The sequence below is a fragment of the Alcaligenes sp. Lyrl_28 genome (assembly GCF_051948705.1).
Taxonomy (GTDB): Bacteria; Pseudomonadota; Gammaproteobacteria; order Burkholderiales; family Burkholderiaceae_B; genus Alcaligenes; species Alcaligenes ammonioxydans.
Map to the genome: position 1 here is coordinate 231,128 of NZ_JAYJLG010000005.1, position 23,565 is coordinate 254,692.

General features: G+C 58.9%; 22 protein-coding genes. 10 read left to right on the forward strand and 12 right to left on the reverse strand.

The window, feature by feature from the left end; translation table 11 throughout:
• Window positions 1–55: 55 nt before the first annotated feature.
• Genes VF694_RS13320 through VF694_RS13330 form a run of 3 tightly spaced genes read left to right on the forward strand, consistent with a single transcriptional unit; the run spans window position 56 to window position 2,572 of the window.
• Window positions 56–784, forward strand: coding sequence for a GntR family transcriptional regulator (locus VF694_RS13320; RefSeq protein ID WP_003800716.1), 729 nt, complete (start codon window positions 56–58; stop codon window positions 782–784).
• A 46-nt stretch (window positions 785–830) separates the two neighbouring features.
• The gene (locus VF694_RS13325; RefSeq protein WP_440164590.1) at window positions 831–1,799 is read left to right on the forward strand and encodes a Bug family tripartite tricarboxylate transporter substrate binding protein; all 969 of its coding nucleotides are present in this window, start codon (window positions 831–833) and stop codon (window positions 1,797–1,799) included.
• A gap of 17 nt (window positions 1,800–1,816) precedes the next feature.
• Entirely contained in the window at window positions 1,817–2,572 is a 756-nt protein-coding gene (locus VF694_RS13330; RefSeq protein WP_003800720.1) for a hypothetical protein, read from the forward strand.
• 228 nt (window positions 2,573–2,800) lie between these two features.
• On the opposite strand, the gene VF694_RS13335 is transcribed toward VF694_RS13330, so the two are convergent.
• The 11 genes from VF694_RS13335 to VF694_RS13385 all read right to left on the reverse strand — a co-directional run bounded on the left by VF694_RS13335 (window position 2,801) and on the right by VF694_RS13385 (window position 14,108).
• Complete coding sequence (locus tag VF694_RS13335; RefSeq protein WP_003800723.1) at window positions 2,801–3,631, reverse strand: enoyl-CoA hydratase/isomerase family protein; 831 nt, start codon at window positions 3,629–3,631, stop codon at window positions 2,801–2,803.
• 27 nt (window positions 3,632–3,658) lie between these two features.
• Window positions 3,659–4,426, reverse strand: a complete 768-nt coding sequence (locus tag VF694_RS13340; RefSeq protein WP_059318421.1) for a GntR family transcriptional regulator — start codon at window positions 4,424–4,426, stop codon at window positions 3,659–3,661.
• 12 nt (window positions 4,427–4,438) lie between these two features.
• The gene (locus VF694_RS13345) at window positions 4,439–5,239 is read right to left on the reverse strand and encodes an alpha/beta fold hydrolase (RefSeq protein WP_003800726.1); all 801 of its coding nucleotides are present in this window, start codon (window positions 5,237–5,239) and stop codon (window positions 4,439–4,441) included.
• 2 nt (window positions 5,240–5,241) lie between these two features.
• A complete protein-coding gene (locus VF694_RS13350) occupies window positions 5,242–5,613 on the reverse strand; it encodes a hypothetical protein (RefSeq protein WP_003800728.1) in 372 nt (123 codons plus the stop codon).
• A complete protein-coding gene (locus VF694_RS13355) occupies window positions 5,613–7,130 on the reverse strand; it encodes a class I adenylate-forming enzyme family protein (protein ID WP_003800730.1) in 1,518 nt (505 codons plus the stop codon). The genes VF694_RS13350 and VF694_RS13355 overlap by 1 nt, the downstream gene beginning before the upstream one ends.
• Window positions 7,123–8,730: an ATP-binding cassette domain-containing protein gene (locus tag VF694_RS13360; protein WP_059318423.1), complete on the reverse strand. Its 1,608-nt coding sequence runs from the start codon at window positions 8,728–8,730 to the stop codon at window positions 7,123–7,125. The genes VF694_RS13355 and VF694_RS13360 overlap by 8 nt, the downstream gene beginning before the upstream one ends.
• Window positions 8,727–9,707 carry a branched-chain amino acid ABC transporter permease gene (locus tag VF694_RS13365; RefSeq protein WP_440164595.1) on the reverse strand — a complete coding sequence of 327 codons (981 nt, stop codon included), beginning with the start codon at window positions 9,705–9,707 and terminating at the stop codon, window positions 8,727–8,729. Before VF694_RS13365 ends, VF694_RS13360 begins: the two co-directional genes overlap by 4 nt.
• Entirely contained in the window at window positions 9,704–10,564 is an 861-nt protein-coding gene (locus VF694_RS13370; protein WP_003800738.1) for a branched-chain amino acid ABC transporter permease, read from the reverse strand. The genes VF694_RS13365 and VF694_RS13370 overlap by 4 nt, the downstream gene beginning before the upstream one ends.
• Window positions 10,565–10,628: 64 nt before the next feature.
• Window positions 10,629–11,786, reverse strand: a complete 1,158-nt coding sequence (locus VF694_RS13375; RefSeq protein WP_003800741.1) for an ABC transporter substrate-binding protein — start codon at window positions 11,784–11,786, stop codon at window positions 10,629–10,631.
• 325 nt (window positions 11,787–12,111) lie between these two features.
• A complete protein-coding gene (locus tag VF694_RS13380; protein WP_440164597.1) occupies window positions 12,112–13,194 on the reverse strand; it encodes a TRAP transporter substrate-binding protein in 1,083 nt (360 codons plus the stop codon).
• Window positions 13,195–13,268: 74 nt separating this feature from the next.
• A complete protein-coding gene (locus tag VF694_RS13385) occupies window positions 13,269–14,108 on the reverse strand; it encodes a class II aldolase/adducin family protein (protein WP_003800746.1) in 840 nt (279 codons plus the stop codon).
• A gap of 170 nt (window positions 14,109–14,278) precedes the next feature.
• Between VF694_RS13385 and VF694_RS13390 the strand changes: the two genes are divergently transcribed.
• From VF694_RS13390 to VF694_RS13420, 7 genes are all read left to right on the forward strand, one after another.
• A complete protein-coding gene (locus VF694_RS13390) occupies window positions 14,279–15,184 on the forward strand; it encodes a LysR substrate-binding domain-containing protein (protein WP_039943134.1) in 906 nt (301 codons plus the stop codon).
• A 119-nt stretch (window positions 15,185–15,303) separates the two neighbouring features.
• Window positions 15,304–16,320 (forward strand): ketol-acid reductoisomerase, encoded by a 1,017-nt coding sequence (ilvC, locus tag VF694_RS13395; protein WP_003800751.1) that lies wholly within the window; start codon window positions 15,304–15,306, stop codon window positions 16,318–16,320.
• A gap of 33 nt (window positions 16,321–16,353) precedes the next feature.
• Entirely contained in the window at window positions 16,354–17,859 is a 1,506-nt protein-coding gene (locus VF694_RS13400) for a Rieske 2Fe-2S domain-containing protein (RefSeq protein WP_003800752.1), read from the forward strand.
• A gap of 51 nt (window positions 17,860–17,910) precedes the next feature.
• The gene (locus VF694_RS13405) at window positions 17,911–18,921 is read left to right on the forward strand and encodes a PDR/VanB family oxidoreductase (protein WP_219235387.1); all 1,011 of its coding nucleotides are present in this window, start codon (window positions 17,911–17,913) and stop codon (window positions 18,919–18,921) included.
• A 169-nt stretch (window positions 18,922–19,090) separates the two neighbouring features.
• Window positions 19,091–19,684 carry a TRAP transporter small permease subunit gene (locus tag VF694_RS13410; protein WP_003800755.1) on the forward strand — a complete coding sequence of 198 codons (594 nt, stop codon included), beginning with the start codon at window positions 19,091–19,093 and terminating at the stop codon, window positions 19,682–19,684.
• The gene (locus VF694_RS13415) at window positions 19,681–21,450 is read left to right on the forward strand and encodes a TRAP transporter large permease (RefSeq protein ID WP_219235384.1); all 1,770 of its coding nucleotides are present in this window, start codon (window positions 19,681–19,683) and stop codon (window positions 21,448–21,450) included. The genes VF694_RS13410 and VF694_RS13415 overlap by 4 nt, the downstream gene beginning before the upstream one ends.
• A 70-nt stretch (window positions 21,451–21,520) precedes the next feature.
• Window positions 21,521–22,195, forward strand: a complete 675-nt coding sequence (locus VF694_RS13420; RefSeq protein WP_059318429.1) for a GntR family transcriptional regulator — start codon at window positions 21,521–21,523, stop codon at window positions 22,193–22,195.
• 404 nt (window positions 22,196–22,599) lie between these two features.
• Here VF694_RS13420 and VF694_RS13425 read toward each other — a convergent pair whose 3' ends face one another.
• Complete coding sequence (locus VF694_RS13425) at window positions 22,600–23,301, reverse strand: pseudouridine synthase (RefSeq protein ID WP_003800762.1); 702 nt, start codon at window positions 23,299–23,301, stop codon at window positions 22,600–22,602.
• Between the last annotated feature and the right edge of the window lie 264 nt (window positions 23,302–23,565).

Here is a 23,565-nt window from a genome sequence, read left to right on the forward strand (position 1 = left end):
GCTCTACCTAGAATGATTTAAGCCTAAAAAACAGCACCAGGCGTGGGAGACAGCCATGACGCTCAGCAATACCGACCGGGTACGAATCGAACTGGAGCACCGCATTGCCAGCGGTGATCTGCCGCCGGGCAGCGCCATTGACGAGTCCTTGCTCTGCACCTTCTTTCGGGTGTCACGCACGCCGGTGCGTGAGGCCTTGCTGCAACTGGCCGCCACCGGTCAAGTGCGCATCGCCCCGCGTGCCGGTATTTTTGTCACCCAGCACACCATTGAGGAACTGGAAGAAATGCTGGAAACCCTGGCTTTGCTCGAAGGTGCCTGTACCCAACTGGCCGCCTACCGGATCAGCAATGCCCAGATTCGTGAGCTGGAGCGTTTGCAAAAGCGGGGCGCCAAGGCCTTGCAGGACAAAAGTCTGGGCGATTACGCCGCCTATAACGCCGAACTACATGCCCTGGTTCACAGCATTGCCGGCAACTCCTTCATGGTGCAGCAGATTGAACATCTGCGCCGTTTGACCAACCCCTATCGTCATCGTCATCTGGATCAGGAAAATCGCATGGAACAGTCCTGGCATGAGCATCAGGCACTGACCCAGGCACTGGCCCTGCGCGATGGCCCCAGCGCCATGCAGGCCGCGGCCAGCCATGTGCTGTCCGGTGCTGAATCCCTGCGCCGTGTCGCCCAAGCCCATCCCGAAAAATGGGAGTTCGACAAGCGCGAGCGCTACAGCTGGCTCAATGCCCAGCTCAATCCCTTGGCCGGATTTTATATGCGGCACTAATTCATAACTAGCTAAAAACAACCACTCATACCGAGGAGACTTTCTCATGTTTGCAAGCCGTTTCACACGGCGGGCGCTGGCTGCGCTCGTCCTGACATTCAGCCCTGTGGCCGCCTTACACGCTGCCGAGCCCATTCGTCTGGTCGTGGGCTTTGCCCCCGGCGGCGGCGTCGATACCCTGGCGCGGGTAACCGCCCAGGCGCTGAGCAAAGAACTGGACCGCACCGTCATTGTGGAGAACAAATCGGGCGCAGGCGGCACAATTTCTGCCGACTATGTGTCCAAATCCCAAGCCGACGGCAATACGCTGCTGTTTGCAGACACCTCTTTGCTGGTCGCACCTTATATCTACCCGGCTTTGCGCTACGACCTGCAGCGCGACTTTGCCCCGATCGGCATGGTCGGTCAGTCCGATCTGGCTTTGGCCGTCCCCGGCGACAGCCCCGTCAAGAACGTGGCCGAACTGGTCGAAGCCATCCTCAAATCTCCCCCTCAAACCGAAACCTTTGCCTCGGTGGGCGTGGGCTCGGTACACCACCTGGGTGGCGAGCTGTTCGCCTTGAAAACCCAGACAGAACTGGTGCATGTCCCATATCGCGGTGGCGCCCCGGCCAGTCAGGCACTGGCTGCCGGCGAAGTCTCCATGTCCTTTGCCAGCCTGGCCTCTTCGATCGGCCTGGCCAAGTCTGGCCGTATCCGTCTGCTGGCCACCTTGTCCGAGCGCCGCTTTCCCGGCATGCCCGAGCTGCCCAGCGTCTCGGAAACCATCGCCGGCTATAGCGTGACGCCGTCGCTGTTCATGCTGGCACCCCAGAACGTGGACCCGGCCTTTATCGCCACGGTCAGCAAAGCCCTGGAAAACAGCATGCAGCAACAACAGGTGCAGGACGCGTTCCTGGCCCAAGGCTCCGTTGCCGGCTATCAAGATGCCCAAGCCACCGAACAATGGCTGGGTGAAGAAACACAACGCTGGGCCAAAGTCATCGAAAGTGCCCAGCTCGACTTTAAACAATGAACCAAGCAGCTACTGTTATGACGACTGACAACTCTGGCGCCCAGCGCCCCGTACTTGGCCTGATCGTGCCACCAGCCGCCGGTCTGGTGCCTCCGGAAGGCCCGGAAATGTACCCGGAAATTGACTTCATCGCCCAAGGCCTGGCGCTCAGTTCCGTGGACAAGGAAGGCTATGACCAGGTTATTGACCAGGTCGTCGACGCCGCTCAAAAGCTGGCCGCTCGGGGAGCCCAGGCCGTGTCCTTGATGGGGACCTCACTGAGCTTTTACCGCGGCTCGGACTTTAACGAGGAACTGGTGGCACGCCTGCGCGAATCCACCGGTCTGCCATGCTCGACCATGAGCCACGCCATTTTGCGCGGCCTGCGTGTCAGCGGCATCGAACGGGTTGCGGTCGCGTCTTCTTATATTGATGACGTGAACCAGCGTCTGGTCCGCTTTCTGGCCCAGAACCAGATTCAGGCCGTATGCGCGTATGGTTTGGGCGTCAATGACGTCACCGCCATGTCGCAAATCAGCACGCAAGAGCTGGTCGATCTGTGCCTGAAAACATGGGACATCGCCCAAAAGCAGGCTCCCGGTCAGGCACAAGGTCTGCTGCTGTCTTGCGGTGGTCTGGTCTCGCTGGAAGCCGTGCGTCAGGTCGAGGACAAACTAGGCGTCACCGTCGTGTCCAGTTCCCCCGCTGGCTTCTGGGATCTGGTGGCGACAGCTGGCCTGGATTTATTCCCACAGGGGATGGGACGACTGGCACAAACGCGTCAAACCGCCTGATACCACGATATGGACAGCCCCTTGTCCGCACCCGCGGGAAGGGGCACATAAGACGCTATGGTTGGACACCACAACCACGTAGCGTGTGCCACCCCACAGTCGGACGTGACCGGTTCGGTGTCCACGCAACGCAAAGGGCGGTTCCGGCCTCCCAGCGTCGCGGTAACCCAGGCTAAGCCACATCCAGCTTGAATTGCTCATCGTGCATAGACACGAAAAGCCCCCACGCTACGCCTTCGGTGTGCTGCCCGCCGAGGAGGAGCTTGTTGTCTTGGGGCGGCCCGGCGACAAAAAACCCGCACGCGCCTGGACTCCCTCTACGCTGTCACGGCATACCAGCGCCTGATCGGCATCCATATAAATGCCCAAGCGATTCAACGCATTGGCGACCTGATTCACCGATTCCTTGGTCATGCGAATAATCGCCGCAGGCGACTCCGAAGCCCGCTTGGCTAAAGACTGCGCCACTGCCACGGCCTGACCGGGTTCGCAGACTTCATCCAGCAAGCCCCATTCCAGCGCCTGTTCAGCACCGAAACGTTCGGCCAGCAAGATGGCTCGTTTGGTACGGGCCGCTCCCAGCATGTTCACCATGCGCGGAATGGCACCCCAGCCCATATTCAGCCCCACCTTGGCCTCGGGCAAATACAGAAATGACGCTTGCGAGGCCACACGCCAGTCGCAAGCCAGCGCCAGGGCGACCGAGCCTCCCACCGCCGCGCCTTCAATGGCGGCAATAGTCAGCTGCGGCAGCTCTTCCCACAGGCGGCACAGACGCGCGCCCCGCTGGGCCACATCCCGACGCTCCAGCAAACCGGCCTGTTCGTCATTCCACTTTTGCGGGTCCTTCAGATCGATTCCAGCCGAGAAAATATCCTTGGCCCCCGTCAGCACCACCGTATGAATCTCCAGCGACAAGGCCAGATCCTGCGCCACCTGCGTCAAGGCCAGCAAGGTGTCCTGATCGATCGCGTTGCGGTTCACGCCGCGATCAAAGCGCACCAGCGCGTGGTCGCCCGTCACCTTGACCGTCACACTGCGGCCATATTTGCGTTTCATGAATGTCTCCCCAAAGGTACGGAAAAATCAGCTCTGCGAGCGGTGGCTTCCGTCACTGCGCGACAGGCGTGTGACGTAGCGGAATTCATAAGGCGGGTAAAAGCTGACCGCCACTTCCATGACCTTGCCCGCCTGATTGCGGAAGGTACGGATAATCAGCAAGGCGGGGTCCGCATCTTCATAACCCAGAAAGCGGGCGACATGCGGGGGAAAGCGCGAGGCGGAAATTTCCATCTCGATGGTTTCCACCACTTCGCCACAGTGCTCCTCCAGCAGCGGATAGACACCCCCGGGTTGGGTGGAAATCAGATCCGCCACCGCCTGGTATTCCTTGCGCAGATAGATATCTGTCCAGGAAATACCGCGCTTGCTGCCCGGCACGCTGCGATAGGTCTCCACCTTCACCCAATCGGACGGTTCACCGTCCAGCGCGGTCTCCGGCGGCTGCTTGTCCACACCCGCCGCCTTTTTATGCACGTGCAGATCGGTAAATTCCAGATAGCGTTGCAACTGATCCGTGGTATCTAGCGCCAGGCCGAACTGCGGCTTGGGATGCTGGCGTATCACGGTGGTACCGGCACGGCGACGCCGCTCGATCAAACCCAGATCGGTCAGCTTGCGTATGGCTTCACGCGCCGTGTGCCGACCGACCCCGTACATCTCGCACAGCTCCATCTCGGTAGGCAGCTTGGAGCCGACCGGGTAATGCCCCGAACGGATCAGCTCCAACAAGCGATCGCTCATGTTCTGATACAGGGTTGGCTTGGCACTGGACTGGGATTCGTTGTTTGCCATACGGTTTTCAGTTTAAAGAGACAGGCGGCGCATCGCAGCCAAGGTGTCGCGGGTGAACTGCTCCGGACATTCACTTTGGGGAAAATGCCCGATGCCCGGCCATTCTATATATTCCACCGGAACTTTGCCTTCTCGCAGCAAGCGTTCAACCTCTCGGGCGGACTCTGGTGGCACGGACCAGTCCTCACTGCCTTCCACAATCACCACCGGGCAGCGAATATCGCTCAAAATCTGCTCCATCCGAAAGCCGCCAAACGCGCAGATATCCGCAAAGGCCACCGCCGGAATGCAACGTCGGGCATCCGTCACCACTTCGAGCGCACGCGTCGGGTCGGACAGGGTGCCCATCAGGGTTCGGAAGGTCACTTCAAACCAGTCGCCCGGGTTGATGCGCGCCATCTCCAGAATGCGCGGGTTATAGCCGGAGGACTTCACTACATTGACTGACGCGCCATCGACCAGCACCAGACCACGAATCCGCTCAGGCGCCATGGCAGCGGCCTGGGCGACAACGCCCCCGCCCATGGAATGGCCCATCAAGACCGGATTCCGGATACCCGCCGCCTCCAGGAACTGCAGCAGATACTGCGCGTTCTGGGGAGTCGCGGTATGCGGCCCGCCAGCCGGCATGCCGCTTTTGCCATGGCCGGGCAAATCCAGCGCATACACCGTGTAAAAGGGCGCAAAGTGCTCCAGCACATATTGCCAGGACAGACTGTCCTGGCTGGCGCCATGCACCATCACCAAGGCCGGACCGGAACCGGCCAGATCGTAATAGGCACGGATACCGTCCGCGGTTGTCACATAAGGCATGCTCAGACCTCCAGCTCGCCCGTCAGACGGGTCAAGGCATACAACAACATCCAGTTCTGCACGCAGGCACGCAAATCGCCTCCCACAACCAGTCGGTGCTGACGCACCAAGCGGTTAAATGGAAAGCCCTGGGCCAGATCCGCAAAGGCGGCACGATCACCTTCCAGCCAGAACGGCACCTCACGCGGCCCTGTGCCTGCCTGCACCCCCTGTTCTGACACGGCCAGCCAAATGTGCTCGCCGGTGTCAGTATTGCGCAGCGCCACACACACATCGGCCAAAACGCTGTGCTGCCGTACAAACTCATCGGCGCTGGCGCGTTGCGCCCAGGCAGCCAGCACCGCAGGATCAAACAGAGATAACGAAGTCAGCATCAGACATACCTTTGTCGAAGAAGGAACTTCTGCACTTTGCCCGACGAGGACTGAGGCAGGGAATCCACAATAAAGATGCGTTTGGGTACTTTAAAGCCCGATAGTTTTTCCCGGCAAAACGCACGCAAGGCTTCCACATCCGGTTCGCGCCCCTTGGCCGGCACAATGGCCGCGACCAGCTCCTCGCCCCAATATTCATGCGGCAGGCCAAACGCAGCAGCCTCGCGCACATCGGTGTGGCTGGCCAGACAGTTTTCCACTTCCAGCGCGGCCACATTTTCCCCGCCTGTCTTGATCATATCTTTGCTGCGGCCCATGAAATAGGCAAAGCCTTCATCATCCACACGAATCACATCGCCCGTGTGCAGCCATCCCTCGGCATCCAGCACCTGAGCGGTCAGCTCGGGCTGGCGCCAATAGCCTTTAAAAACCGTGGGGCCGCGTACCTGCATCTCGCCAGGGCCACGCTGATCGGGCAGCACCTTGCCGTCTGCATCGACCAGTCGATATTGCACATGCCGCCACAGGTAACCGATGGAACCGGGATGCTCCAGAATCTCCTGCGTGTAGCGATTCTTGATCGTGGTGACACAGCTTTCCGTCATGCCAAAGCCCCAACTGAACTCGGCATTGGGAAACACGGTGCGAATCAGGTCCTGACGCCACTGGCCCAAAGGCGCAGCCGCAGTCTGCACAAACCGGGCCGCGGGCAGGGACAGCTCCTTGAATTCCGGATGATCGGTAAGTCCCACCCACATGGCAGAGAGCAAGAACACATGCGTAGGCTGATACAAACGCAATGCATCCATCACCGCATCGGCGTCGAAGCGCGGCACCACATGCAAGCTGCCCCCCGCGTACAAGATCGGGCCATTGATGACCCCGAAGCCCCCGATATGAAACAGCGGTGTCGCCAGCAACGAGCGGCTCGTGGCATCAATGCCCAGCTCCATGATGTAGTTCACGGCATTGGCCGACAGATTGCCGTGCGTCAGCATCGCCCCCTTGGGGGCCGATGTCGTACCCGAGGTATACATGATGATGGCCACATCCTCATCATCCACACGACCAAAGCGATACTGCACCGGGTCGTCCCCGCGGGGATCAGGCAAAGACTCAGGCAGTTTTTCCAGCCACTGTACAGCACGGCTCAAACCACCCGCAGACTCGATCTGCTCACGCAAGGGCCGGTAGGCCGGGTCCACAATGCACACCGTGGGCTGGGCATCATCCAGCAGGTAGCGCAACTCGGCAACGCCATAACGGGTATTGACCGGCACCAGAGAAAAACCGCCTACCGCCGTGGCATGCAGCAAGGCCAGATAGTCGATGGAATTGGGTGTCATGATCGCCACCCGGTCCCCCGATTTCACCCCCAGCCCGTTCAGATAAGCCGACAAGGCGCGCGCACGGGCGCAGAACTGGGCAAAGGACAGTGCCTGGCGATCGTCCGAGACCGCAACCTTGTCGGGGTAGCGCTCGGCGTTAAACATGGCGACCTGGTAAATATTAGGCATGATGCGATGACTCTCCGGCGTGACCCAGATAGGCCGCCGCAATCTGTGGGTTGTTCATGATGTCCCTGCTGTGCCCGGACAGGCTCAAACGCCCGGTTTCCAGCACCACGGCATGTTGCGACAGCTTCAGAGCCAGACGGGCATTTTGCTCCACCAGCACAATCGTGGTGCCGTCCTGGCTGATCTGGCGGATGGCGCGCGCCACCTCCAGCGTGACGGCAGGCGCCAGGCCCAAGGAAGGCTCATCGAGCAACAGCAAACGCGGTCGGGACATCAACGCGCGACCAATCGCGCACATCTGTTGCTCACCTCCAGACAGGTGGCGCCCCTGGCTTTGCTCCCGTTCCAGCAGACGCGGGAAATAGGCGTAGATACGTTCCAGATCCACCGTGATGTCGGCCTGATCCTTACGCAGATAGGCTCCCATCAAGAGGTTCTCGCGTACCGTCAACTCAGGGAACAGCCGCCGACCTTCGGGGGACAAGGCAATGCCCAGAGTCACGCGGCGCTCCGCGCTTAAGTCCTGAATGGGCTGGCCTTCGAGCCGGATTTCTCCTTCGGCCACCGGCACCAGGCCGCTAATGGCTTTCATCAAGGTCGATTTGCCCGCACCATTGGCTCCGATCACGGCACACACACTGGCTTCTTCTACTGCAAAACTGACCTTGTCCAAGGCCCGTACCGCGCCATAGGACACACTCAAGTCCTTGATTTCCAGCATGGGCACAGGCTTGTTGACCTTGGTCGCTCCCTGACCAGCCGTAGAGACCGAAGCCGAGCGTCCCGTACCGTTCTGCGCAGCGCGGGCCTCCACTGCTGGCTCCAGCCCCGGCTCCCTGTCCAGATCCGCACCCAGATAGGCTTCAATCACCCGCGGGTCCTGACGCACTTGCGCGGTCGGGCCTTCGGCCAGCAAACGACCGTTAACCAGCACCACCAGCTTTTGGCACAGGCGCATCACCAGGCCCATATCGTGCTCGACCACCACCACATCAATGCCACTGGCATGGATGCGTTCGATCAGGTCGGCCATGGCCACGGTTTCCACCGGGTTCAGGCCAGCAGCGGGCTCATCCATTAAAAGAAGGCGCGGCATGGCGGTCAGGGCCATGCCCACACCCAAAATCTTCTGCAAACCGTAGGCCAGTGAATCGGCCTGCTCATTGGCGACAGACTCCAGGCCAATCAAGGCCAAGGCCTGTTCTGCCTGCCGCGCGGCCTCTTCGCGGCCACGACGCACACCCCAAGGGTTGAACAGCGACCAGGGGGAGGGAAACTGACGGAACAGGGCAGCGCGATACAGGTTTTCAAGTACCGTATGACCGGCAAAAACATGTGTCATCTGGAACGTGCGCACCACGCCCTGACGCGCCAAGGCTGCAGCCGGACGACCCGTAATGGCGGCACCATCCAGGGTGACCACACCCGCACTGGGTTTGGTCGTACCGGCGATCAGGTTGAACAGCGTGGTTTTGCCAGCCCCGTTAGGGCCGATCACCCCGGTAATCTGACCGGGAGCGGTGCTAAAGGACACCTCATCGACCGCACGGATACCACCAAAATGTCGGCTCAGGCCCTGGACATTCAATTGCACGCTCATGCGGCCTCCTTGCGCGCGCCGCGCCACTTGTTCCACAGTCCGGCCAGTCCTTGCGGCATGAACAACAGCAGCAGAATCAAGGTCAGGCCGTAGATCAGGCGTTGATACTGCTGCAGGTCGCGCAGCAACTCCGGCAAGGGGATCAAGATGGCTGCGCCAATTACCGCACCGGCCAATGCCCCCACACCCCCGAGCACATTCATGATGACGGCGTTCACCGCTGTCCAGAAACCGAAGGAATCGGGCGAGATATAGCCTTGATAGTGGGCGTACAAGCTGCCCGTCCAGCCAGCAATCAGGGCGCTAAGAACAAACACACTGACCCGGAAACGCAGCACATTCAAGCCTCCGGAGCGCACCAGTTGTTCGTTCTGGTGCAAGGAGTCGGCCACCATGCCCCATTCGCGGCGGTACAAGGCCCGCAGCACGAAATACACCAGCAGCGCAAAGCTGACCACAATCAGGTACACGCCATACCGCCCTTCGGGAATCGGCAGGCTGTCCTGCAAAGGCGGAATCTGCCCAAAGCCGTTATTGCCGCCAAACAGTTCGTGGAACTCGATAAAGCACAGCACCACGGCTTCGCCCAGGGCGAAGGTCAAAAGTGCGAAATGCACACCCTTGATACGCATAAAAATAGGGCCGGTGATCACAGCCAATGCTGCCGTCAGTACTCCGGCGCCCAAAAACGCGGCTGGAAAAGACCAGCCATAATCCCGGCTCAAAATGGCCGAGGCATACGCCCCCAGCCCGAACAGGGCACCATGCGCCAGCGAGAGCTGGCCGATGCGCAGCACCAGATTCATGCTCATGGCCAGGCAGGCGTACAAGGACACCATGATGGCCAGATGCAGGGCAAAGCGAGGCTGTCCGGCCCACACGGGCCAGCCCAGCAGCACCGTCACCACCACGGCATGCCAAACCCAGTTCAACACGCCATCGCGCGGATAAAAAGACACTGTCTTGATCACGCTCATGACGATTTCCCCATCAAGCCGCTGGGCTTGACCAGCAACACAGCCATCACGATCAGGAAGGACAGCATGGTGGCCACGGTCGCGTTATAGAAGGTAGACGCCACCGCCTCGGTGACGCTCAGAATCAGGGCGGCCACCACGGCACCGGGCAAGCTGCCCAGGCCCCCCAGGACCACAATAATGAAAGCCTTCACCACTACGGCTTCGCCCATATAGGGATGCACGGTATAGACGGGTGCCATCAGAGCGCCAGACACACCCGCCAAGCCACAGCTCAGTGCAAAGGTGAAGGCCATGATCTTCCAGGAGCTGACGCCTTGCAGACGCGCCACTTCCCGGTCCTGCGCCACCGCACGTATGGTCATGCCGATACGGGTGCGCTCAATCAAGAAGTAAAAGGCCGCCAGCGCCAGCACACTCATGCCGACGATCAACAACTGGTCCTTGGCGAAAAACGCCTGACCGATCTGCCAGGCGCCTTCCACCGGACGGCGTACCGATTGCTCGTCCACCGAGAACAGCAGCGAAATCCCGGCTTGCAAGGTAATCGCCAACGCCAGGGACATGATCATGCCGCCCATCTCGTCGCCCACAAAGCGACGGAACAGGCCACGTTCAGCCAGTAAACCCAGGAATCCCACCAGCACGGCAGCGGCCGCGATAGAAGGCAGATAGGACCAGCCAAACTGTCCGTAAAACACATACATGGCATACGCGCCCAGCATGTAGAACTCGCCGTGGGCGAAGTTCACCACCCGCAAGATGCCAAACACCAATGTGAAGCCCAGGGCTACCAGGGCATACACAAAGGTGGACATCAGGGCGATGATGGCGATTTGCATTGCAATCTGCATCATTGCTAACCGTATCAAGGGGCACTGCACCCGCGTGGCGCAGTGCGAACTGAGACAAGCCCGATATTTAACGGGCGTCGAACTTGTTGATGACCTTGGCCTTGCCATCCTCGATCACGCCCAGATAGGCCGGGGTCGCGATCTGGTGGTTCACGCCGTAAACATCTTTGCCGCCCCAGACAATGGCACCCTGAATGCCGTCATAGCTGGTATTGGCCTCAATGCGGGCACGCACGGCATCGGTATCCTCCACCGTGCCGGCTTCCTGGATGGCCTTGAACAGCAGACGGGTGGCATCGTAGAAGTAGAAAGCAAAGTCATCCATGCTGTTGCTGTGGATCTTGGCGTAGGCCTGGCTCAGCTTCTGATAAGGCTCGCTGGACGGATCAGCCGATAAATAGACCAACGTGCCTTGTGCGTTGTCAGCACCGGCAGACTTCACGGTTTCAGCCACATTATTGCCACCAAATTTGGTGAACTGGCCTTTGAATCCCATCTCTCGCGCCTGGCGAATCACGATACCGGCCGGGCCGGGGGGCACCGTATCCAGTTCGATAAAGTCCACATTTTTGGCCAGAATGCTGGTCAGCAAGGTACGAAAGTCATTTTGCGACCGCTCAAAGAACTTGGTCTCGGCTACGTCGTAACCGGCATCCTTATAAGCAGCCGTCTGAATTTTCTGGGTGCTCCAGCCGGTGGCGTCATTGGGCGAGAGAATCGCCAGACGTTTCAGCTCAGGACGTTCCTGTTTCAGCCAGCCAATCAACTGGCGGTTGTATTCATACTGCGTAGGCAGCACGCGGAACATATATTTTGTGTTTGCATCCAGCACTTCGGTCGAGTAGCTGTTGGACAGCATGATGACCTTGTTGCGCTCGGTAATGGGCTTCATGGCCATGACCGAGGCCGAGCCAATCGGGCCGATGATGTATTTCACTTCGTCCTGATCGATCAGACGGTTGGTGGCCGTGACCGCATCGGCAGCCTTGTAATGGTCGTCGTAGGTCAACACCTCAACCTTGTATTTCTTGTCGCCCACCTGCAGACCACCGGCCTGATTGACTTCATCCACGGCGATTTTCACGCCTCCATCAATCGCCAGTCCCCAGGGCGCGCCTGGTCCCGTCATGCCTCCCACCACACCCAGCTTGAGCGTTTGAGCCTGCGCGCCCAGCGCGGCCACCATCCCTGCGACCGCCAGTACACTCCGAATCCCGTTTTTCATGGACCTGCTCCTATTAATTGACCGGACATAATTATTGTTTGATACGAACAATATAATAAGGAGGCGATACTTGTCTACGGAAATATGGATTGATAATGACCTTATAACCAGCGCACACAGAGCAATTCGTCTGAAGTTAAGGGAAAACACCGACCCAGTCGGTCAGTTTATTTGTACGGACCTTAATTCATATGTTTATACAAAAAATGCATAACGAATGCAGCCACCTGCCTGCCAGACAGAGCACACCGCTAGCAGGCTGACAAAAAAGCCGCTTTCCATCATGGAAAGCGGCTTGCAGTCCAAACATGTCTCTACCCAGCATTTACAGATTCACAGACTGCATATATTGGTCAAAGCGTGCTTCCGCAAAGCGGAACCACAACAGCTCATCTTTTTGAAAGGCACGGTAGTCGGCATAGATTGTTCGCCATTGCGGATTGCTTTCACTCAGTTCGGCATACAACTGCTCGCTGGCCTTGAAAGAAGCGTCCAGCACCTCTTTGGAGAACGGCAGCACCTTGGCTCCCTGCCCAACCAGTTCTTTCAAGGCACCCGGGTTGCGAGCATCGTATTTGGCCTGCATATCCAGGTGTGCATAGGTGCTGGCCGCCGCGACGATGTCTTTGTAATGCTGGGACAAGCCCTCATAGGCTTTCTTGTTCACCAGCAGATCCAACCCTACTGAACCTTCCCACCAACCGGGGTAATAGTAATAGGGCGCGACCTTGTGAAAGCCCAGTCGCAAATCGTCATACGGCCCCACCCACTCAGCGGCATCAATGACACCCTTTTCCAGGGCCTGGTACACCTCGCCACCGGCGATGTTCTGCGGAATGCCACCCAGCTTTTCAATCACCTTGCCCGGCAGTCCCCCAATGCGGATCTTCAGCCCCCGGATGTCATCCGGCGTATTGATCTGCTTGCGAAACCAGCCCCCCATTTGCACCCCGCTATTGCCACAGGGGAAATTGACGATGTTGTAGTTGGCATAAAAATCCCGGGTCAGCTTCAAGCCATTGCCGTGATACATCCAGGCCGTCAACTGCCGGGAGTTCATGCCAAAGGGGATGGCACAGCTCAGGGCAAAGGCTTCGTTTTTACCAAAGAAGTAGTAGGGCGCCGTATGGGCCGCTTCCACCGAGTTTTGCTCAAGCGCATCCACCACCCCCATCGCCGGCATCAGCTCTCCGCCCGCATACACCGAGATAGTAAATTTGCCATCGCTCAGTTCCCGCACCTTCTGGGCAAACACTTCGCCCCCGCCATAAATCGTATCCAGATTCTTGGGGAAGCTCGATGCCAGTCGCCAGCGCAGATTCTCTTGCGCCTTGACAAGGGCAGGGGCCATGCCACTGGCCACAATACCGGCCAGGCCGGTCAGTTTCAGCATTGCTCGTCGTTCCACGCTTGTGTCTCCTCGTTTTATTTATGCGAAATCAGCAGCTTGTCCCCCAACGGCCAAGCTGCCTGCGGGACGGATCAATCAAACATATCGGGCTGGGTGCGCAACAGGTTTTCCCAGATGGGCTGAAAGTGCAGCCAGCCAATGTATTCACTGCCTACGTGCTCACGGCTGTAGCGGGCGCGTTCGGGCGTCACCAGCGTCGGAGTCATGCCGGTTGCGGCAATCATCAATTGCTGCTGGCAGCAGCGTTCCAGCGCAATAAACCAGAAAGCAGCCGCTTCAATGCTGTGGCGGCTAGCCGTCAGCAAACCATGGTTCTGGTGGATGGCCGCCTTGACACCGGCAAAGGCATTGGCCACTTTGTGACCCGCTTTGGTTTCCACCGCAACCTGACCGGCTTCTTCGCGAATGACGACATGGTCTTCAAAAAAGGCGGCCGCATCCTGCGTAATGGGCAAAATCTCCTGCCCCAGCGAGGCGAAGGCCGTGCCATAGACGGTATGCGCATGGCACATCGCCACAATGTCAGGATGAGCCTCATGCACAGCGGCATGCAGCACAAAACCCGCGCGGTTCAGGGCGTAATCCCCTTCCACAACCTTGCCTTCATGGTCTGCCAGGATCAGGTTCGATACCTTCACGTCAGCAAAGTGCACGGCCATGGGATTGGTCCAGTACAAGCTGGGGTGCTCGGGATCGCGAATGGTCAGGTGGCCTGCGAAACCATAGTCCAGACCATGAAGCGCAAAAGCACGGCAGGCGGCCACCAGGCGCTGCTTCAAATGCGTGCGCGCTTCCTCAAAAGAATCGAATTGAGGCTCTTGCGGGTAGATCAGGCCTTGCTGTTCGGGCTGGTAAATCGACTTTCGGCCCGTCATGGCCAACATTTCATTGATATCGGGTTTAGCGTTCATGGGAGGGTCTCCTTCGGGTTCGGCAAGATGTTGCGTTGCCCGCACGCCAGCCCATCGAGCGCAGCGTACGGGTAAAACGTAAAACCATGGTAGAGGTCGAAAACCATGAATGACAAACGAAGCTTTTTCAGCTATTGATTAAAAATATTCACCTGAACAAGGCGCCACTGATGCGAGCCATTCCAAATTTCGCCTGGTTACGGGCATTTGAATCCGCCGCCCGCTTAGAGAGTTTCCGCTTGGCAGGCGACGAGCTGCACCTGACCCCCTCGGCCATCAGCCATCAGGTTAAAAGCCTGGAAACACATCTGGGTCGCAATCTGTTTGTGCGCCATAACCGCCGTGTCAGCCTGAACAGTCACGGTCAGCAGTTCTATCGGGAGCTGAGCCCCTTGCTGGACCAGTTGGCCCGCTTATGCGAGGACACCCAGGGCAAGACCGCAATTCACCCGGCGCTGACCGTGCATTGCGCCCCTAGCCTGGCGGTCAAATGGCTGGGACCACGTCTGCATGCTTTCATGCGCGATCATCCTGGCCTGCCCATCCATCTGCGTACCGACGCCACTCCCCCGGATCTGCATCAGTCCACCGACATTGACTGCGTCATCAGTTACGGACACGCACCAAGCCACGACCCCCGACTGGTGGTCGAGTCGCTGCATCCCGAACCGTTGTTGCCCTTGTGCTCACCCAAGCTCTACGCCAGTCTGGCCCTGCACCAACCCTGGTACCTGCACCTGCCCCTGATCGACTCCACCATCAGCCCGGTCAGTTGGGCGGACTGGTTCGGCAGCAATGGCATGGCCGTCTCTCCCGGCCCCAGGCTGTCCTTTGATCGCGGCGCCATGGCGGTAGCCGCTGCCGTGGACCAGTTGGGCGTCTGTCTGGAAACCCAACGTTTTGCCGAGCGCGAACTGGACAACCGGGAGCTGATTGTTCTGCCCGCTCCCAATGGCCGCAGCCTGCAGCGCGAGATGCATTTTCTCTACTACCGCAATCACCGCGACACGCTCAAACGCGTGGAACACCTGCGTGAATGGCTACTGCGCGAGGCCAGCCTCAGCCCCGTGCGCTGAGCAAACACACTGCCCTAGGGATTTCCCCCGACCTGACAATTTTTCCTTGACACCTCGAATATCGACCCACAATACTGAACTCTGTATACAGAACACAGAATCCACCAAAAGGAGGCAGTATGAAGGTGTTTTATGACAAGGACGGCGATCTGGCCCTGGTGCAGCAACGCCGGGTTGCCATCATCGGCTACGGCTCTCAAGGCCATGCACATGCATTGAATCTGCGCGATTCTGGCGTGGAAGTGGTTGTGGGTTTGCGCCCCAACAGTACCTCGCGTCCAAAGGCCGCCATTGCCCGTCTGGCTGTGGCCGACATCGCGTCTGCCGTTCAACAAGCCGACATCGTGATGATGCTGCTGCCTGACGAGGACATTGCCCGCGTCTACGAGCAGGAAGTCGCTCCCCACATCCGCCCCGGCGCCACGCTGGGCTTTGCCCACGGTTTCAACATCCATTACGGTCAGATCCAGCCCCGCGACGATCTGGACGTCATCATGGTCGCCCCCAAGGCGCCCGGCCACACGGTGCGCTCCACCTATGTGGAAGGCGGCGGGGTTCCCCACCTGATCGCCATTCATGCCGACCGTTCCGGTCAGGCTCGTGACCTGGCCCTGTCCTACGCCATCGCCAATGGCGGCGGGCGCTCCGGCATCATCGAAACCGATTTTCGTGAAGAAACCGAAACGGACTTGTTTGGCGAGCAGGCGGTGCTCTGTGGCGGCATGGTGGATCTGGTCAAGTGTGGCTTCGAAACCTTGGTCGAAGCCGGCTATGCCGAAGAAATGGCCTATTTCGAATGCCTGCATGAACTCAAGCTGATTGTGGATCTGCTATACGAGGGCGGCATCGCCAACCTGAACTACAGCATCTCCAACAATGCCGAATTTGGCGAATACCAGGCCGGTCCACGCATCGTGACCGAAGACACACGCCAGGCCATGAAAGCGCTGCTGCGCGACATTCAGGACGGCACCTATGCCAAGAATTTCATCCTGGAAAGCCGTGCCGGCCAACCCTCTTTGAATGCCCATCGACGCCTGAACCAGCGCCACCGCCTTGAAATCGTCGGCGAGCAGCTGCGCGCCATGATGCCCTGGATTCAGGCCCAGGCCCTGGTCGACCGAAAAGTAGCCTGACCCTTCCACCATTGATCTGTACACGAGGACGACATGACCGAAAAAAAACTGATTCCCTACGGCGGCTATTACACCAACCGCATCCCCGAGCATGACCCTGAACTGACCGAAGTAGGCCCTGGCACGCCCATGGGCGAGTACATGCGTCGTTTCTGGCACCCCGTTTGTATGGCGGCAGAGCTGACAGACACGCCCCGCTTTCTGAAGATCCTGGGTGAGGAACTGGTCGCCTTTCGCGACAAAAGCGGCCAGATCGGCGTCTTGCACGCCCATTGTGCGCACCGTGGTGCCTCGCTGGAATACGGTGCCATTCAGGAAAAGGGCATCATGTGCTGTTACCACGGCATGGTGTTCGACGTGGACGGCACCTGTCTGCATGTGCCGTACCCCAAAGGCGAAGAGGCCGAAGGCGAAAAATATGCCTGCTCCATCCGTCAGGGTGCCTACAAGGCCTTCGAGCGCCATGGCCTGATTTTTGCCTATATGGGCCCACCCGATGCCGAACCACCTTTCCCCGAATGGGAGGAAAACTTCACCGTCATGCCCGGCGATGAACTGGTGGCTTTCAGCAACTTCCAGCACTGCAACTGGCTGCAAGTACAGGACAATGCGGCCGACAACTTCCATCCCACGGCCTTGCACGCCGCCAAAAACGTGGTGGGCGGCAACTACCAGGGCACCACCTTCGATGAGGTGGGAGCGGCCTCCATGGAAGTGGCGCCCGACATGCAGTTCATCCCTGTCCACAACGGTCGCAGTCTGGCTTGCGCCGGCGCGCGTCGTGCCAGCAAGGATCATCTGTTTATCCGTGTTCAGCACCAGGTACTTCCCAACCTGAGCCTGCATGCCTACACCTCGGAAGATGGCTCGCAAGAAAAATTCTTCAGCCGCTTTCACATCGTGCGCTGGACGGTGCCGGTAGACGACCAGAACAGCAAAATGATCGGCTGGCGCGTCATGGGGCCAGGGATTGATACACGCGCAGTGGGCAACAAGGACATGGTGGGCTATGAGACCATCGACTTTCTGGAAGGGCAGGTCGCCATGCGACGCCCTGAACGCTTCGGCAAGTACAAGCTGGAAGACCTGCCGCCCATCCCGTCCGATCACCGTGCCCGCCACAACTACAAGGAATGCCAGCAGGCACCCGGCGATTACGAGGCCATCATCAGCCAGCGTCCGATTGCCGTCCATGCGCTGGAGAATCCGACCAAGTTTGACGCTGGCTTGTACATGTTCCGCAAGATGCTGCGCGATGCCTTGCGTGGCGCCAACCCGGCCGCCACCCCGGAAGGCTTTGCCCAATGGCTCAAAGACTGCGGTGGCGCGCCCAACAGCTACTGTTCGGGCAATGTGCTGTCCATCCCCGAGTCCGACGATGTGGCGCAGGAAGTCTCCCGCCGCCGTCATGCCACCCGCGAGATCGTGCGCATCCTGACCTCTGCCGATGGCATGAAAGGCGCCGAACGTGAAGCCTTCGTCAAGCAAAGCATGCAGGAATTGCAACAATCGCTCAGCGCTGTCGCTGCCCAGGCCTGATCGCCCGCCGCACCCGCCCCATCGGAGCGGGTGCCCCCTACGGAGAGCACCATGAACGCCATTGCAGAACCCGCCACTCCCGTCCAGGCGGTCACCCAACCAGACGGGCTGCTATCGCTGCAGATCCGGCAGATCCGCTACGAAGCGCAGGGTATCAATTCCTACGAGCTCTGCTGTCCTCTCGGCGGGGAACTCCCCCCTTTCGAAGCCGGGGCCCACATTGATGTCCATATCCAGGCCGGACTGATCCGCCAATACTCGCTGTGCAACCCGCCGCATGAGCGTCACCGCTACGTCATTGCTGTCTTGCGCGATGCCAATGGACGAGGCGGTTCACGCACCTTGCACGACGCCTTGCAGGTCCAGCAGCAGGTAACCGTCAGCACACCCCGCAATCATTTCAGACTGGACCCGCACGCCCGCCGCTCCATCTTGCTGGCCGGGGGGATAGGCATTACCCCCATCAAGGCGATGGCCCACTTTCTGGAATCTCAGGGCCAGCCCTTTGAATTGCACTACTGCACCCGCAACACCAACACGGCAGCCTTCGGCCCTGAACTGCGCAGGTGGCAGGAACAAGGCCGCCTGCATCTGCATCTGGACAATGGCAATCCGGCACAAGGTCTGAACCTGCAGGACTTGCTGGCCAATACAGATGAAGGCACCCACGTGTATTACTGCGGCCCAGCCGGTTTCATGCAGGCCTGTGCCCAGGCCAGCTCACACTGGCCTGCCGGTTCCGTGCATTGCGAACACTTCAAGGCGCCCGAACCCGCCCCCAATGCCAATACCCTGCCTCCCGGTGCCTTCGTGGCGCAAATTGCCAGTACCGGCCAGTGCATTGAGGTTGCTCCCGATCAATCCCTGAGCGATGCCTTGACGCAAGCCGGTGTGCCTATTGCCACCTCCTGCGTATCGGGCCTGTGTGGTACATGCCGCATCAACTACCTGCAAGGAGATGTTGATCACCAGGACTACATCCTTAGTCCCGATGAGCAAAGCCATTGCCTGACCGCCTGCGTTTCACGCGCACGCTCGGACGTACTGGTTCTGGACCTGTAAGGCCATCCCCTGGTCCTGGCTCCCGCCAGGGCACACCCCATTTACTTCGGGCACGATCGTGGCCCAAGGAGTCACCACAGCACCTGCTACCACGCGGCTTGCACACGTCCGCTATCAAACACTCCCCGGCAGCACAACGACGAACACAACAATATTCGCGGAGACAAAAATGACTGCATTGAAAACCATGGTGGGGGGAATAGACCACCTGAACCGCTGTATCGGATTCATCATCAAATGGCTCTTGCTGGCCACCACCATTCTGAGCGCCAGCAACGCCATTACTCGCAAGGCCTTTGACCTGAGTTCCAACGGCATGCTGGAAGCTCAGTGGTACCTGTATGCGGCTGTCTTTCTCTTGGGAGGGGGCTACGCATTTCTGCATAACAGCCATGTTCGCATCGACTTCATCTCCACCCGCCTGGGGGCGCGGGGACGCAACTGGGTCGATATCGCCGGGATTGTTGTCGTCCTGATCCCGTTCTGTCTTTTTGTCATTAACCTGAGCTGGGGCTTTTTCACCGCCGCCTGGCATTCAGGTGAAATGTCCGGCAATGCCGGTGGACTGGTGCGCTGGCCCGCCTATCTGCTGATTCCCGCCGGCTTTAGTCTGCTGTTGCTGCAAGGCTTGGCCGAGCTGGTCAAACGTATCCTGTTCCTGACAGGCAAAGGACCGGACTGCATTGCCGAAGATAACGCCCAGGACACGCCTATTCATGTGCCTGCCCAAGCGCTATCGACTGTCCAGGAGGGCGCGCGATGATTGTCTCCTTTATCACGGACAACTTCGTCCCCATCATGTTCCTGAGCCTGATTGTGCTCCTGCTGACCGGCTTTCCCGTCGCGTTTGGCCTGGCGGCCACCGGGCTGATTTTTGGCGTTCTGGGCATCGCCCTGGATCTGTTTCCCACCAACCTGTTCCAGGTTTTGCCGCTGCGCATCTTTGGCATCATGCAAAACGAGACCATGCTGGCCATCCCTTTTTTCACCTTGATGGGCATCATTCTGGAACGCTCGGGCATGGCTGAAGACCTGCTCGAGACCATGGGGCAGTTGTTTGGCGCCGTTCGCGGCGGTCTGGCCGTCTCCGTGATTCTGGTTGGCGCCTTGCTGGCAGCCTCCACCGGCGTCACCTCGGCGGTCGTCATCTCCATGGGCCTGATCTCCCTGCCTGTCATGCTGCGTTACGGCTACAAGCCGGAAATCGCCAGCGGCGTCATCACGGCCTCGGGGGCACTGGTGCAAGCCTTGCCACCGTCTCTGGTTCTGATTGTGATGGCCGACCAGTTGGGCCGGTCCGTCGGTGATATGTATGCCGCTGCGCTGGGCCCCGGTTTGCTGCTGCTGGTGATCTACATCAGCTTTGTCATCATTCTGGCCTTGCTTCGCCCCAGCTGGATGCCCGCCTTGCCTGAGCAGGCCCGAAGCCAGGTCACCGCCGCGGGCGCCAGCGGACGCCGGTCACTGGGCATGCTGGTTCTGTTGTGCGCTTTCATCGGCTTTACCTGGGCAGGTCTGCACAACGAAGTCATGGCCCAGGTCTTTTCCCAGCCGGCTCAGGCCCCCACGGATCAAGTTGCCATCACCGCCCTGGTTGTCGCCTCCCTGAGTGCACTCCTGTTTGCGACCGTCAATCGGGTTACAGGCTGGGGGCTGCTCTCGCAGCTGGCAGAACGCTTTGTCTTCGCCCTGATCCCTCCGGTCATCCTGATCTTTCTGGTACTGGGCACGATTTTCCTGGGTATTGCCACACCCACGGAAGGCGGTGCCATGGGCGCTATTGGTGCGCTAATCCTGGCCCTGATCCGCAAACGCCTTAACTGGACCTTGCTGAACCAGGCCCTGGAAAATACCGCCAAGCTGGCTATTTTCGTCATGTTCATCCTGATCGGCTCGACAGTCTTTAGCTTCACCTTCAGCGCCGCAGACGGCCACCTGTGGGTAGAGCATCTGTTTGATGCCATTCCCGGCGGCGAACTGGGGTTTGTCATTGCCGTCAGTGCCATCATCTTTGTGCTGGGCATGTTTTTGGACTTCTTTGAGATTGCCTTCATTGTGGTACCGCTGCTGGCACCCGTTGCCAACAGCCTGGGCATTGATCTGATCTGGTTCGGCATTGTCATCGCCCTGGTCCTGCAAACCTCCTTTCTGACACCGCCTTTTGGCTTTGCTCTGCTGTATTTGCGTAGCGTGGCACCCCGTTCAGATTATGTGGATTCAATTAGTCGCCGAACTATTCCTCGGGTTCGTACCCAGCAGATCTGGAAGGGCTCAGCCTACTTCGTCGTACTACAATTGCTGGTGGTCGGTATTGTGATTGCCTATCCGCAGTTGGTGACGGGTGGACTGCACAAGACGGTCAGCCTGAGCGAAGAAGAAATTCTGCTCCAGCTCAACCGACCTTCGCCCAGCCTGACACCCGGTGCGCGGCAGGCCGATGACCCGCTTGGCAACCCCTTTGACGCACAGGCGAGCTCGGACTCGGACCCCATGGCCATGCTTTTGCAATCCATGCGTTCCACGCCTTGATGAAACCCGGGGCCGCAACGCCGTTGCGGCCTTCACCTGTTTTTTTGTTTGTATCGGAGTTCCAGACCTCATGCATGCCAAGCTTTCCGGTAAGTTGCAGGCCCGTCCCCACTACGTGGACGAGGTTTATCGCATCCTGCTCGATGCGATCAGTGACGGTTCCCTGGCCCCTGGCTCGCGCATCACGCAAGAAGACATCGCCGAGCAACTCAACGTGTCGCGCTCGCCGGTCCTGCAAGCGATCCAGTTACTGAAAAAAGATGGGCTGTTGCAAGATGCCGAAGGGCGGGGCGTGATGGTCGCGCCACTGGATCTGGAACATATCGGGCATTTGTATCAAGTACGTGGCGCTCTGGAAGTCCTGGCGACCCGGCTGGCGGCACGCCAAAGTGCCGTGCTGGACCCGGACCTGATCCGCATGGGACGCAAGGTGGCCCGGGGGCACGATGTGCGCGCCATGATCGAAGCCGATGAGGCCTTTCACAAGGCCATTTACGACGCGTCGGGCAATCCCATGATCGCTGAAAGCGCCCAAGTCCACTGGGTGCACCTGCGCCGTGTCATGGGGGCAGTACTGCAATCTTCAGAGCAGCGCCTGTCCATCTGGGACGAGCATGAAGAGCTGGCTGCGGCCATTGCATCGGGTGACGAAGCAGGTGCCATCGCCATCTGCGAACGGCATATGCACAACGCCAGCGACAAACTGCTGAGCCGTCTGCAGGAAATACTGGAACAACCGGTCTGAGGAAACGGCAAAAGAATGCCACTGCACAGCCTTAGGTCACGCGCCGGTTCAAACAAGCTGTGTGAAAAAGAGAGGTGTGCAGGGAGTCCGGAGCCGCCGCCGCAAACTCCCCGGGCGCCTGCCTGAATACCTGCCCGCCAAAGCGCGGCTGCTCGTCCATCACGGCTACGGTTAAACCCTGCGAGCTGGCGATACAGGCAAAGGGGCAAGCTCAGGAACGACACGGCAGGCGGTATGCACGCTACGTGGCAAAGAATCCAGGTTCAGGCTGGGTTTGCGTTCCAGATCCGCGATCCCATACGGTGATGCAGCTTAGAAGGCCAGCAAACGCCAAGCAGCACCGTGCCTTCGGCAGTTTGCTTCAAGAACAGGCTTCGTCCCACGTACTGGAACAGGTAAACCGTTTAACCCTCTTCTGCAAACTGCTGCACCTCGGCAGGGGTCAAATAACGCGACTCTCCGGGCTCCAGACTGTCATCCAGGGAAAGGGAGCCAATACGCTCACGATGCAAGGTCTGAACCAGATTCCCCAGGGACGCGAACATACGTTTCACCTGATGGTATTTCCCTTCCTGGATGGTCAGCCTTGCGGTGCGTTCATCAATGCGTTCCAGCACGGCTGGCAGCGTTGGCTTGTCCTCGCCATTTAACAAGATACCGGCCTTGAACAGTTCTTCTGCATTGTCAGGCAAAGGCTCTGCCAATGTCGCCACGTAGACCTTATCGCACTGATGACGGGGCGAGATAATACGATGCGTCCACTGGCCGTCATCCGTAATCAAAATCAAGCCGGTAGTATCCACATCCAATCGACCGACGGTGTGCAAGCGTTCGCGCTTTTCTACATCGATCAGCATCATCACGGACGGGTAGGCGCTATTTTTAAGGCTGCACTCGTAACCAGCGGGCTTATTAAGCATGATGTAACGCAGGCCAATCAAGGCAAGCGGCTCATCGTCCCAGCACACCACATCGCCCTCTTGCACAACGTGGGTGCCTTTGGTCACCACCTCCCCGTTAACCGTGATCTCCCCGCTTTTAAGCACTTTACGTGCGTCTGAACGACTCAGATCCGTACTCTCACCAAGAAACTTGTCCAGTCGCATACCATTTCCAAACAAAGAGTTATTGAATAATTTATAGCGTCAGCGCTATCGACCAAGAGGCCTTGCAAGGCCGACGCCAAGTGCCACCTTCAGACCCACTCGCCCCTTCTTTTCGTTCGTTCTGAAGCAGGGTGAATCACTGCAAGTAGACCATATAAGCGTGATTGTGCGCCTTTACATTCCTAGAGCGCGTGACCTCATGACAACTAAGCTACCTGGCACTTGATCAGCCAGTGTTTGCTGTCAAAGATTAATTGAGCCTGC

Bases quoted from the DNA above. Each gene is read 5' to 3' on its own strand.
- VF694_RS13345 (WP_003800726.1), bottom strand. From the start codon at position 5,239: ATGCCTTATGTGACAACCGCGGACGGTATCCGTGCCTATTACGATCTG.
- VF694_RS13375 (WP_003800741.1), bottom strand. From the start codon at position 11,786: ATGAAAAACGGGATTCGGAGTGTACTGGCGGTCGCAGGGATGGTGGCC.
- VF694_RS13325 (WP_440164590.1), top strand. From the start codon at position 831: ATGTTTGCAAGCCGTTTCACACGGCGGGCGCTGGCTGCGCTCGTCCTG.
- VF694_RS13355 (WP_003800730.1), bottom strand. From the start codon at position 7,130: ATGCCTAATATTTACCAGGTCGCCATGTTTAACGCCGAGCGCTACCCC.
- VF694_RS13415 (WP_219235384.1), top strand. From the start codon at position 19,681: ATGATTGTCTCCTTTATCACGGACAACTTCGTCCCCATCATGTTCCTG.
- VF694_RS13360 (WP_059318423.1), bottom strand. From the start codon at position 8,730: ATGAGCGTGCAATTGAATGTCCAGGGCCTGAGCCGACATTTTGGTGGT.
- ilvC (WP_003800751.1), top strand. From the start codon at position 15,304: ATGAAGGTGTTTTATGACAAGGACGGCGATCTGGCCCTGGTGCAGCAA.
- VF694_RS13320 (WP_003800716.1), top strand. From the start codon at position 56: ATGACGCTCAGCAATACCGACCGGGTACGAATCGAACTGGAGCACCGC.
- VF694_RS13400 (WP_003800752.1), top strand. From the start codon at position 16,354: ATGACCGAAAAAAAACTGATTCCCTACGGCGGCTATTACACCAACCGC.
- VF694_RS13390 (WP_039943134.1), top strand. From the start codon at position 14,279: ATGCGAGCCATTCCAAATTTCGCCTGGTTACGGGCATTTGAATCCGCC.
- VF694_RS13385 (WP_003800746.1), bottom strand. From the start codon at position 14,108: ATGAACGCTAAACCCGATATCAATGAAATGTTGGCCATGACGGGCCGA.
- VF694_RS13420 (WP_059318429.1), top strand. From the start codon at position 21,521: ATGCATGCCAAGCTTTCCGGTAAGTTGCAGGCCCGTCCCCACTACGTG.
- VF694_RS13330 (WP_003800720.1), top strand. From the start codon at position 1,817: ATGACGACTGACAACTCTGGCGCCCAGCGCCCCGTACTTGGCCTGATC.
- VF694_RS13340 (WP_059318421.1), bottom strand. From the start codon at position 4,426: ATGGCAAACAACGAATCCCAGTCCAGTGCCAAGCCAACCCTGTATCAG.
- VF694_RS13425 (WP_003800762.1), bottom strand. From the start codon at position 23,301: ATGCGACTGGACAAGTTTCTTGGTGAGAGTACGGATCTGAGTCGTTCA.
- VF694_RS13370 (WP_003800738.1), bottom strand. From the start codon at position 10,564: ATGATGCAGATTGCAATGCAAATCGCCATCATCGCCCTGATGTCCACC.
- VF694_RS13365 (WP_440164595.1), bottom strand. From the start codon at position 9,707: ATGAGCGTGATCAAGACAGTGTCTTTTTATCCGCGCGATGGCGTGTTG.
- VF694_RS13410 (WP_003800755.1), top strand. From the start codon at position 19,091: ATGACTGCATTGAAAACCATGGTGGGGGGAATAGACCACCTGAACCGC.
- VF694_RS13335 (WP_003800723.1), bottom strand. From the start codon at position 3,631: ATGAAACGCAAATATGGCCGCAGTGTGACGGTCAAGGTGACGGGCGAC.
- VF694_RS13350 (WP_003800728.1), bottom strand. From the start codon at position 5,613: ATGCTGACTTCGTTATCTCTGTTTGATCCTGCGGTGCTGGCTGCCTGG.
- VF694_RS13405 (WP_219235387.1), top strand. From the start codon at position 17,911: ATGAACGCCATTGCAGAACCCGCCACTCCCGTCCAGGCGGTCACCCAA.